Source organism: Aquabacterium parvum (genome assembly GCF_001447195.1).
GTDB lineage: Bacteria > Pseudomonadota > Gammaproteobacteria > Burkholderiales > Burkholderiaceae_C > Aquabacterium > Aquabacterium parvum.
In genome coordinates, this window is the sequence record NZ_LFRI01000236.1 from 51743 (window position 1) to 63192 (window position 11450).

7 protein-coding genes are annotated in these 11450 nt (G+C 57.4%); 5 read left to right on the top strand and 2 right to left on the bottom strand.

The annotated features are described in order from the left end of the window. The first annotated feature begins 231 nt into the window (after nucleotides 1–231). The 5 genes from ABG80_RS08815 to ABG80_RS08835 all read left to right on the top strand — a co-directional run bounded on the left by ABG80_RS08815 (nucleotide 232) and on the right by ABG80_RS08835 (nucleotide 9315). The gene (locus ABG80_RS08815; protein WP_058087351.1) at nucleotides 232–1425 is read left to right on the top strand and encodes a TolC family protein; all 1194 of its coding nucleotides are present in this window, start codon (nucleotides 232–234) and stop codon (nucleotides 1423–1425) included. After that, the gene (locus tag ABG80_RS08820) at nucleotides 1422–2666 is read left to right on the top strand and encodes an efflux RND transporter periplasmic adaptor subunit (protein WP_058087352.1); all 1245 of its coding nucleotides are present in this window, start codon (nucleotides 1422–1424) and stop codon (nucleotides 2664–2666) included. The genes ABG80_RS08815 and ABG80_RS08820 overlap by 4 nt, the downstream gene beginning before the upstream one ends. Beyond that, nucleotides 2663–6088 (top strand): efflux RND transporter permease subunit, encoded by a 3426-nt coding sequence (locus tag ABG80_RS08825; RefSeq protein ID WP_058087353.1) that lies wholly within the window; start codon nucleotides 2663–2665, stop codon nucleotides 6086–6088. Before ABG80_RS08820 ends, ABG80_RS08825 begins: the two co-directional genes overlap by 4 nt. Beyond that, nucleotides 6085–8553, top strand: coding sequence for a cation-translocating P-type ATPase (locus ABG80_RS08830; protein ID WP_058087354.1), 2469 nt, complete (start codon nucleotides 6085–6087; stop codon nucleotides 8551–8553). The genes ABG80_RS08825 and ABG80_RS08830 overlap by 4 nt, the downstream gene beginning before the upstream one ends. Before the next feature lie 462 nt (nucleotides 8554–9015). After that, nucleotides 9016–9315, top strand: coding sequence for a CopK family periplasmic copper-binding protein (locus tag ABG80_RS08835; RefSeq protein ID WP_058087355.1), 300 nt, complete (start codon nucleotides 9016–9018; stop codon nucleotides 9313–9315). Nucleotides 9316–9856: 541 nt separating this feature from the next. Here the strand turns inward: ABG80_RS08835 and ABG80_RS21920 are convergent. Both ABG80_RS21920 and ABG80_RS08840 read right to left on the bottom strand, forming a co-directional pair. Next, nucleotides 9857–10267 (bottom strand): hypothetical protein, encoded by a 411-nt coding sequence (locus tag ABG80_RS21920; protein WP_152987545.1) that lies wholly within the window; start codon nucleotides 10265–10267, stop codon nucleotides 9857–9859. 515 nt (nucleotides 10268–10782) lie between these two features. Continuing rightward, nucleotides 10783–11076, bottom strand: coding sequence for a heavy-metal-associated domain-containing protein (locus ABG80_RS08840; RefSeq protein WP_058087356.1), 294 nt, complete (start codon nucleotides 11074–11076; stop codon nucleotides 10783–10785). Nucleotides 11077–11450: the final 374 nt, after the last annotated feature.

Consider the following 11450-nt stretch of genomic DNA (forward strand, 5'->3'; position numbering starts at 1 on the left):
CCCACGACATAAAAAAAATGTGTCTTGAGTTATCTTCAAGGCTCTTTGGCGAGATTGACTGTGCTGAGATTTGGCATCGCCTTACCCCCAATTGCTCCGTGGTTGAGTCGCTTCAACGCCCCAAGGGGCTCTGTAAAAGAAGGTGGCATTTTGTCCTGTCGACTCCACATCCGCAGTTTCATTTTTCTTCTTTCAGCGTCCTGTGCAGCGGGCTCGGCTATAGCAGAGTCAATGCTCCCAGATCCGCTGAAGCTGATTGATGTGACTGCCATCGCATTAGGTAGCCGGCCTGAGGTGTTGGTGGCCAAGGCCCGCGCTGAAGCTGCAGCGCAGCGCCCCAACATTGTCTCAGCCCTTGAAGATCCGATGATCTCGGCTTCTATCGATCACTACCCATACAACAATCCGATGATGGAGGGCGGAAGGCGATACAACAAGAGCTTTGCGATTGAACAGAAATTTCCGCTTTCTCGGGTGCGCGCTCATCGCGCGGATGCAGCCCGTGCGGAAGCAGATCGCGCCAAGGCTCTCGTAGCCGGTACTGAACTGGATGTTGTCCTTGATGCGCAACGGAGTTTTTTCATGCTCTATGAGCGCCGGCGCATGAAGGGCGTTATCGAAGAGCAGATCTCGCTGGCCCGACAACTTGTGAGTGCAGCAGCCAGTCGTTACTCCAGTGGCTCCGGCGTGCAGGCGGATGTTTTGCGCGCCGAGGTTGAAGTCGCACGCTTGCGGGCGGAGCAGCAGTCCCTTGCCGCACAGATTCGAGCTGCCGAAGTCATGCTCAATGTCAGCCTGGGGCGGTCGGCACAAGAGGCCATTCCTGCGTTGCAATACAAGCCCAATCGCGAAGAACCTGGACCGGACGCCAACTTGCTTGATCAAGCCTTTTCAAATCGACCTGAATTGGCGGCAGGGGTAGCCGAAGTGGCCAAGTCAAAAGCCGATCTGGAGGTCATGCGGACGATGTACAAGCCCATGGCCATGATTCGGATCGGTGAGGCCTCAACAATGGCCGAGGGGCGCGGCGCGATGTTCATGATTGGTGTGAGCGTACCGCTGTGGAGGGAGCGCCTGGACGCAGGTGTGACCGAGGCGCAGGCCATGCAGCGCATGGCAGATGCAGATTTGGATTCCATGCGGCGCATGGTCGCGGGCGAGGTACTTGCCGGTAGGGAAAAAGTCAATGCGGTTCGCACGCAATTGCGCGCGCTTGAATCGGAAGTGCTGCCACGCGCGCTCATAGCAGTGGACTCATCTCTTGCTGGTTATGCCTCAGGCAAAGGGTCGTTGGTTGCCGCTATCGAGTCCGCTCGCGCACTTTGGAGCGTGCAAGCAGAGTTGATCATGGCTGAGTCCGCACTCGGTGAAGCGTGGGTAAGGCTGGATCGTGCAATCGGGAAGGCTCAGGAAAATAAGCAATGAAAAACATCAGCCGATTTACTCTGATCGTGAGCGCCACTCTCCCTGTCGGCCTGCTCGTCGCATTTCTCGTGGTCCAGGACCAACGGCAGGGTTGGCCGTTCTCTCAACGTGGGGGGAGCCCGCTCGCCCATTCGACCTCGCCAGTTGTTGACAAGGGCCGTCCGCTGAACGCTCCTGCGGCTCGCCAGGCCATTGAACTGCCATCAAATCAGGTCGAGACACTGGGCGTACAGATCGAGTCGGTAGGGCTTGGCGTGTTCAATGATCCAGTCCGCGCTGTTGCCACGGTCTCTGTTGACGAATCGCGAGTGACGCATGTCCACACACGCGTGGCGGGGTGGCTGGAAGCGCTGTACGTCAACACGACAGGACAGCAAGTCCGGGCAGGACAGGCGCTGGGGGCCGTTTTCTCTCAGGAGTTGTATTCCTCCCAGAGTGAATACCTTTCAGCATTGCGTCGTGCTGCCAGTGGTCCCGCAAGCGTCGTGTTGGAGGCGGCCCGCACACGCTTGAAATTGTTGGGCATGAGCGATGCAGAAGTAGCCAACATTGAGGCTACTGGGACGGTGCGTCGACTGGTGACGATTACGGCGCCGAAAGGCGGCATCGTGCTCAACCGTGGTGTCACCGAGGGTACTGCGATCGACCCCTCAACCGAGATCCTTACGCTGGCCGATCTGTCTCAAGTATGGGTGATCGCCGAAGTCGCAGAGTCAGATGCCTCGCGCATCAGCGTGGGGACGATGACGACGCTGACCTTCCCCGCCTCTGGTCGCGAGCCCATTTCGGCTCGTGTTAGCTACATCTACCCGACGCTCACAGAGGGGACCAGGACAGTGCGCGTCCGCTTGTCAGTTCCGAATGTTGCCGGGGTGTTGCGCCCTGGTATGTTCGGCAGCGCTCAGTTTGCCGGTGTCTCTCGGGATGCGCTCACGGTGAAGCGCGACGCGGTCGTCGACACGGGGCAAAAACGGCATGTATTCGTCCAGACTGCGCCGAATGTTTTTGAACCTAGGGAAGTCAAGGTGGGCGCCCAATTGGCTGACCGCGTTGAAATTCTTCAGGGGCTGGCGGCTGGCGAGCGTGTTGTGACGTCGGGTGTCTTCCTGATCGACTCGGAAAGTCGCTTGCGGGCCTCTGGCGGTGCAGTGCATTCCGGCCATGGCGGTTCGCCCTCCGATAAGAAAAGCGGGACCACTCCGCCAGCTGTTTCTGAGAAGCATGAGGAGCACAAACAATGATTGAGCGCATCATCGAATGGTGCGCACAGCATCGCTGGATAGTTCTCGGTATTACGCTCATACTTTCGCTGTGGGCGGTGGATTCCATACGCAAGACGCCGCTCGACGCTCTGCCAGATCTATCTGACCCTCAGGTGATTGTCTTTACCGACTGGATGGGACGCAGTCCGGACTTGGTCGAAGACCAAATTACCTACCCGCTCGTGCGGGCCTTGCAGAGCACGCCCGGTGTGCGCACTGTTCGTGGTTATTCCATGTTCGGCATGAGCTTCATCTATGCCATTTTTGGTGATGAAACGGACATTTATTGGGCCAGAACTCGCGTGTCCGAGCAGATTGGGCGCGTTCAGCAGCAACTCCCCATAGGCGTGGTGCCAACGCTTGGCCCAGATGCCAGTGGCGTAGGTTGGATCTATCAGTACGTGCTGGAGGACACCTCTGGGCGCATGAATCTAGCTGATCTGAGGGCGTTGCAGGACTTCACCGTACGCCCTGCGTTGCAGGGCGTACTAGGGGTTGCAGAAGTGGCCTCGGTTGGTGGCTTTGAGCGCCAATACCAGATTGTCCTGAATCCGAAGAAACTTGCTGCCTATGGCGTCACGCCGATGGATGTCTCACGCGCCGTTCGTGACTCCAATGCGGAAGTCGGGGCGCGGGTACTGGAGATGGGGGGGCGCGAATATGTCCTGCGGGGCCGGGGTTATGCGAAGACCCTGGCGGACTTGGAGCAGAGCGTGATTTCGGTGTCCAGTGGTGGCACGCCGATCCTGCTCCGAGACGTTGCGAGTGTGCAATTCGGATCAGATATTCGACGAGGTGCGGCTGATCTGGACGGCAAAGGGGAAGTCGTCGGCGGCATTGTCGTCATGCGCCTGGGCTCTAACGCCCTAGAGGTGATTCGCGCTCTGGAAACCCAGATCGGCCAGTTGTCTCTGCCGCCCGGCGTGCGCCTGAAGGTGACGCACGACCGATCCGAACTGATCGAGGGATCGATCAAAACGCTGAGGGAAACCTTAATAATTGAAGGTGCGATCGTTGCATTCATCTGCCTGATATTCTTAATGCATACTGGCTCGGCTCTGGTTGCGCTCATCATCTTGATGATGTCTGTTTTGCTGTCGTTCATCGGTATGCGCTACCTCGGTCTGTCGGCCAACATCATGTCGCTGGGCGGCATTGCCATCGCGGTTGGTGAGTTGAGTGATGCGGCTATCGTTCAAATTGAAAATGCTCACAAAAAGCTCGCGGAAAACTCGCGTCCTGAGGATCGCATCCGCATCATCATCGATTCGTGTAAAGAAGTAGGACGGCCGATCTTCTACTCGTTGCTTCTTATCACGGTGGCATTCTTGCCAATTTTGACGTTGACCGGACAGGCTGGGAAGCTGTTCGCACCTCTGGCATACACCAAGACACTGGCGATGTTTGTTGCGGCTGTCTTGTCGATTACCTTGGCCCCACCACTCTTGGTCTGGTTTCTGCGCGGTCGCTTTCGCACCGAGGCGGAGAATCCCTTGAATCGGGTATTTGGGCGTTGGTACCGACCCATCTCTGCCTTTGTCGTACGCCATCGTCATGTGGTGGTTGCCATATCAGTGTTGGCAATGGTCGCGACGGTTCCGGTCTTCACGCGCATGGGCTCAGAGTTCATGCCTCCGCTGGATGAGGGCTCATTGCTCGTGATGCCAACGACCTTTTCTGGCATTTCAATCGAAGAAGCGCGGCGTGCGGTGACCGCCCAGGACCGCATTATCAAAAGCTTTGAAGAAGTGGAGACTGTGCACGGCAAGGCCGGTCGCGCGGAAACTGCAACCGACCCAGCCCAATTGGACATGAGTGAGTTGGTTGTGACGTTGAAGCCCCAGGAAAAGTGGCCAACGATCCCAACGCAGCGGTGGTACAGCGACCAGGCTCCAGAGTGGCTGAAAGTCGGCCTGAGACTTGTCTGGCCAGAGCGTCGCCAGCGCACTATCGCAGAACTCTCGCGCGATCTGGACAAAGCCTTGCGCATGGCCGGCTATCAAATGGCCATCGCACCGCCCATTCGAACCCGAATCGACATGCTCACCACTGGTGTGCGCACACCAGTAGGGATCAAGGTCTTCGGCCCAGATCTGGCGGCAATCGAGCGGCTCAGTCTTGAGCTGGAAGGAATGCTGCGTGAAGTACCGGGAACTCGCAGCACGTTTGCTGAACGCCAAAGCGGGCGTGAGTACATTGACATCGTGCCCAGGCGCGATGCAATCGCGCGCTATGGTTTGAGCGTGCGCGATGTGCTGGATTCGGTCGAAGCAGGCGTCGGCGGGATGTCTGTATCCACCATCATTGACGGGCGCGCCCGTTACTCAGTTAATGTGCGCTACGGCGCTGACTTCCGCACTGACCCGCAAGCATTAAAGGAGTTGTTGATACCGATTCCTGCTCCCAAGCCCCTCTCATTCGTGGGTGGGCAAGGTTCGGGCGGCGGCAGTTCACCCACAGGTCAGCCCGAAGTCCAATCGCGGAGTGCCGCGATGGGAGACTCGGGCGGCATGGCTGGAGGTGGCATGGCTAGCGCAGGCATGTCCACAAGCTCCGGCAAGATGCCGGCGTCGGCGGGCAGCGGGAATGACTGGGACCGATGGCGGCAAGCCGGGACGATCGTGCCACTTGCTGAACTGGCTGACGTTCAAGTTGTCAGCGGGCCACCGATGATCAAGAACGAGAACGGCACACTGGTTGGCTATGTTTTTGCTGACATCGACAGCTCGAAACGCGACTTGGGCGGGTGGGTGAAGGACGCCAAGGAAGTTGTTGAAAAGCGGCTTACTCTGCCGACTGGATTTCGCCTCCAATGGACTGGCCAGTATGAATTCATGGCGGAGATGGAGTCTCGTTTGAAAACTGTGATTCCTCTGACACTGGTGCTGGTAGCTGCGTTGTTGTACATGTCGATGGGGGGCTGGGCTCAGACATGGCTGGTCATGCTGGCCCTGCCCTTTGCTATTGCTGGCAGCATATGGATGTTGGCTTATCTCGATTACAACCTGTCCACTGCAGTCTGGGTTGGATTGATCGCAGTGGGGGGCGTTGCAGCGCAAACAGGCATCGTGGTTGTTTCGTATCTTGATCAGGCTTACAAGGATGCGGCGAGCCAAGGTCGCCTGCGCATCGCTGAAGATATTGATGCGGCCGTAGTAGACGGGACGTCAATGTGTCTTCGCCCAATGCTGATGACAGTTGCCACCACGGTATTTGGCTTGATGCCCCTGCTCTGGGAGTCGGGTGTGGGCGCCGATCTTTCGGCTCGTACAGCGGCGCCGGTCGTGGGCGGCTTGTGGTTCTGCATGTTCTTGACGCTACTGGTTCTGCCGGCCGCCTATGCAATATGGCGTCGTTGGCAGTTCGCCCATCTGCCGAAAGAGGAGTCGGTTCAACCATGACCCATCCAAGTGCCACACCTGCCCAGCAAAGCGGCCATGCCGGTCTGAGCAGCCAGGAGGCTAAACAGCGGCTGGCAGAGATCGGGTCCAACGAGTTGGTGCGCGAGTCCAGTACGCCAGCCTGGAAATTGCTTCTTGGTCAGTTCAACAGCCCAGTCATCTGGTTGTTGTTCGGTGCGTGCCTGGTGTCTGCCGCCCTTGGCGAAGTCATTGATGCCATCGCCATTGGCACCATCGTCATCGTCAATGCACTCGTCGGTTTCTTCCAGGAGTATCGGGCTGAGAAAGCTGTACTGGCTTTGAGGTCGATGACGGCCCCGAGAGCAAGGGTCATGCGCGATGGCCATCTCCAGGTGATACCGGCCGCACTGGTCGTGCCTGGTGACATCCTTGTGCTCGAAGCCGGAGACATCGTGGCGGCTGACGCTCACCTGCTTGAAGCCAATGTGCTGAGCACCCTGGAGGCAGCACTCACTGGCGAGAGTACGCCCGTTGGCAAATCGACCAAGGCTAGCGCGCCCAATGCACCGCTGGCCGAGCGTTGCGATCATGTTTTCTCAGGAACCAACATCGCAACGGGGACAGGTGTCGCGCAAGTCACAGCCACTGGCATGCAAACAGAACTGGGCCACATCGCCCATCTGCTTTCAACCGCCAAGGACGAATCAACGCCTCTGCAGCAGCGTCTCGCCGCGCTCAGTCGGCGACTCATGCTCATCTGCCTTGGAATTGTGGTCGCTGTGGCGGTGTTGGGATGGAAGCAGGGGTTGGGCGGCATGGAGGTTCTGCTGTCCGCCATCTCGCTCGCTGTGGCTGCGGTTCCGGAAGGGCTGCCAGCCATCGTGACCATTGCATTGGCAGTTGGGATGCAGCGCATGGCCGCACGCCATGCCTTGTTGAGACGCCTCACGGCAGTCGAGACATTGGGGTGCGCCACCGTCATCTGCACCGACAAGACCGGGACCTTGACCACGGGAGTCATGACCGTTCGCGAGATATGGGGTGTTGACCAACGCCAGGTGCTTGATGCCGCGACCGCTTGTTGCGATGCAGATCTGTCCGAAGATGAGCTCAGTGGCGTTGGCGATCCCACCGAGGTGGCGATCGTGGTGGCTGCGGCTCAACGCGGGATCAAACGCGAACAGATTGAGGCGGTGCGAGCGCGGGTGTCGATCTACCCATTCGATGCAGATCGCAAGCGCATGTCGATCTTTCGCTCCGACGGCGTGCTGTATGCCAAAGGGTCTTTGGAGTCTCTTGCTGGGCAGGCCAGCCTGATCCCTGCGGGCATGATGGAGTCCGCCGCAGAGATGGCGGGGCGTGGCCTGCGCGTCCTGTGCGTGGCGGTTGGCCGGGAGGATCGCGAGGCAGGGTTGGAGTTGATCGGGCTGCTGGGTATTGCAGATCCTCCGAGAACAGAGGCCGTTGAGGCAATCGCACGCGCATCTGCGGCCGGCATTCGGACCGTGATGATCACGGGCGATCACCATCTGACGGCCCAGTCCATCGCACGTGAACTGGGCATGCTCAAGCCAGGCGAAGATCCAGGCGAAACAGTTCATGCCCGAGCAACACCGGAAGACAAGTTGCGCATCGTTCGCGACTGGAAGTCGCGGGGCGCGATCGTCGCGATGACGGGCGATGGGGTCAATGACGCGCCCGCATTGCGAGAGGCCCATATTGGCATTGCCATGGGGCAGACCGGCACGGAAGTGACCCGTGAGGCAGCCGACATCGTCCTCGCGGATGACAATTTCGCCACGATCGTAGCGGCAGTGGAGGAGGGGCGTAGCATTTTCGAGAACATCCGCAAGGCCATTGCCTATCTGCTGGCGGGCAACGTGGCCGAACTCTCGGTTGTTTTTATTGCGGCGGTTATGGGATACCCGCCGATCTTGCTGCCTCTACAGTTGTTGTGGATCAATCTGGTGACCGACGGTGTTCCGGCGCTCGCATTGGTCACGGATAGAAGCAGTTCGTCGATCATGAATCGCCCCCCTCGGCCGGCGAGCGATCCCCTTATAGGCGCACGCGAATGGCGCGGTATATTTTTTGCCGGTGCGCTGCAGGCAATACTGGTGATGGCGGTCTTCATCTGGGCCTTGGAGGCTCGCAGCCTTGAAGAGGCGCGTAATTTGGCCTTCTCCGTTTTGGTATTCGGCGAATTGCTTCGCGCCTTTTCCGCCCGAGATCCAGATCGCCCGTTCTGGGAAATAGGTCTTTTCAGCAATATGAAACTGTTTCTCATCGTCGTGCTGTCCGTTATGCTGCAACTGGGTCTTCACCATATACCTGCTACTCAGAAACTCTTCAGTATCGGCGCAATAAGTCTTGCCGACTGCGGTCTGTCGCTCGCCATAGGTTTTATGCCTCTTGTTGTGCTTGAGCTGGGAAAAGTGTGCAGAAGGTGGTGGCTTACCAAAGCGCATGGTTTTCCTGCGAACCCATCTCAGCCAGGGCAATGAGGAACCCTTGCGCAGTTTGCTCGCCTTGGCACGGTCGTTGCATCATGTCAACCCAAGCGCAACGCCTAGCGTTGAGAGACAAAGACAACTGGACAAAATGTTGAACATGCTTGAACGTCAATGGCTGGGGTCAAGCCAATCGTTGCCGATGAGATCGCGCACCACTGCTGGGCAATGCCCCGTTTCGGGGCGGATCCATTGTCAAAATACAACTATTTAGGCGCGTATCTGCCCGTTCCATCGCAATGCAAATTCGCAGGAATCATAACTTGTTGCATCCGAAGCTCGGCCAGTGAACAATGGAAAGCGTATGCAGTTAATGGCGCTAGGTCATGTCTACCCGGGTGATTGAGCCTCATTGCGTGTCCGGCGCATTTCAGGTGATTCAAACTTTGAATCAAAAAATCAAGGGAAAGAGTTGGTTGGTTGGTTGGTTTTTTTAACGTGAAAAGGAGAATCTAAATGTTCAAGAAAATTTTGATCGCTGCTGCAGGCTGTGTGGTTGCAATCTCGGCATTCGCTGCTGACAATAAGGGCGTTGAGAAGGTTTATGAGTTGACTGATGGCTCAAAGGTCTTTCTCTTTGAAGGCGGCAAAATGGGCATGGAAAACAAAAATGGCAAGCCCGTTCGCATGAAGCCTGGCGTAATCATGGAAACCAAAAGTGGCGAACGTTTGATCATGATTGGTGATGAGGTCGCTCGCGTTGAGTCGCTGGGGCATCAGCGTCGGGCTGGTAATCAGCACGAAACGACGAAGTAAATGGTTTGATTGCGAGGGGCCGTATGAGATGTTGCAATACTTTCTCTCGGCCCCCTGTGCGACTTGCTATTCTTCTTTGGGTCGCCATACTTTTCGCGATGACCGGATGTGCCCTGGTGCCAGGTGAGGTCGAGGGATATCACAGCGGATGGCGTCGCGGGACGGTTTTAGCTGTCGGGGTGCGAAATTCCTTGTTCAAGCATGCCGACAAGGACTGCCGTCGAAGCTTGATTGATCGCTCAGATTTTACTGATTTCGCCCTGATAGGCCACTCTACTGGCGGAAGTGCCACGTTGATTCTTCATCAGATAGCGCCGGTCCCTGCTAACGAACAGTCAACGTCGGTGATAAGGTTGCGGTCAACATTCTGGATTGTCAGCAAGCGATTCGCCTTGGTGGCGAGTAATCTGCTGAACAACAGTTTACCGTTGCAGGCCCCCTTGGGCGCTGTTGTTCAGGTCGTTCAAACGAGTGCCACTACCCGCACAGCCAAGACCAAACTATCGCGGACTGCGATCGATATATCGGCACGCGACAAGTATTATTCGATCGATTTGCTTAGTTCACGGTGCTCCGCAGCCATTTTGTCGAATTCTGCTGCCAGCTTTTCATAGTTCGTCGCCACCGCTATGCAATGAGCGCTCATGCTTGCCCAGCCGCGCCCATCCAGTACGTGTCCTTTGTATGTTTCCGCAAGTCGACGATGCCTGTCGGCCGTTGTGCGGGCCGCTGTCGCCTCCCGCTCATAGTGAAGGGCAATTGCATCATGGTCTGCACGAGTTCTAGCGGCTTCGACTCGCATTGGTAGCTCATGCGAGGACAGCGCTGGTGCATTGGATGCGCAGCCACCGAATAGTACCGAGGCGAGCGTGACCATTGTGATGCTCGCTTTTGAAATTCTACGCATGCGCATGAAAGGCTCCATGGTTTTTTGAGGCTGAATAATCGACATTGAATTTCTAGTAACGTTCATTGCATCAGCAACGCCAAAGATACTTCAGTGAGTCGGAGGGCAGCGAAACGGTGCCACCAAAAATGACAGACAGAGTCGGCCCTTTTGCTCGGCAGTTTGCGTTGTCGTGGGTAATGTATTTGTCACCAGTGATCGATCACAAGCGATATCCAGTTGAGATCGCAGGCACGACAACACGCTGAAGCACCGTTGTTTTCAGTGATGGCGCACTAGCAGGACGAAGGCAAGCTTGAGTGCGGGATCGTCGCCTGAACGTGACAGGCCCGAAAGCTGTTCGTGCACCCGAAGGCTCTCGCCTGGTCAGATCGGGCGTATGAGAGTCACTGTGCTGCGCATGGCGCCCCCATTTCGCAGTGCCCAGCACGAACAAGTTGCCGTCACGTGCATTCACGCAGTAGTCAAGCTACGCTCGCAGCACTTCCCTTCGCAGGGCACGCGCACAAGGAACTACCGGACGCGCCGGTGGTCTTGTGAGTAGCGTTCAGCGTTCGCGATCAGCCACAGCAACATCCGCCTTTGGCCTTGCCGGTGCTGCTGCCGCAGCCGCCAGACGGCTTGTCAGCAGAAGGCAAGGCAGAGGTGGTCAGCTTGGCGGGATAGCCTGCTGCATCCAGGGCCGCGATGAGGGTCTGCGCATCGGCAGGCAAATCACCGCTGACCTTGACATGGCCGGACTGCAGGTTCACATCCACTTGCTGGACGCCGCTCTGTGTATGCAGCGCCTGGGTGACGTGCTTGACGCACGAGTCGCAACTCATGCCCTTGACTTCCAGATCGATGGTGTTCATTTCAGGCTCCAATGGGCACTTCGCGTAACCCGTTCTTCGCGGCGATCCGGCGCGAAGTGACCCACAAGTGCCAAGTCAGAGGGTTTTGAGGACGCAGGCAGGACGTGACAAGGCCCGCAGTGGCCGCAGGCGCCCTGCAAAACCCCATTTGGGGACTCTGCGGGCGCACCTCGGCCCTCATGGCGCTCTCGGCATGGGGTCATGGCTGACCAGCCAGACAAGACGCTTGGCGTTGTACGTCGTCGGCCCTGCAAAACTGCCACATCCTCGATGAACACTGATCAAACCTGGCAACTGGGGATGGTCAGAACTCCCAGGTTTGTGTGCAATGACGCTCAGTTTCTGGGAGTTTTGAGGACCTGAAGATGAGCACA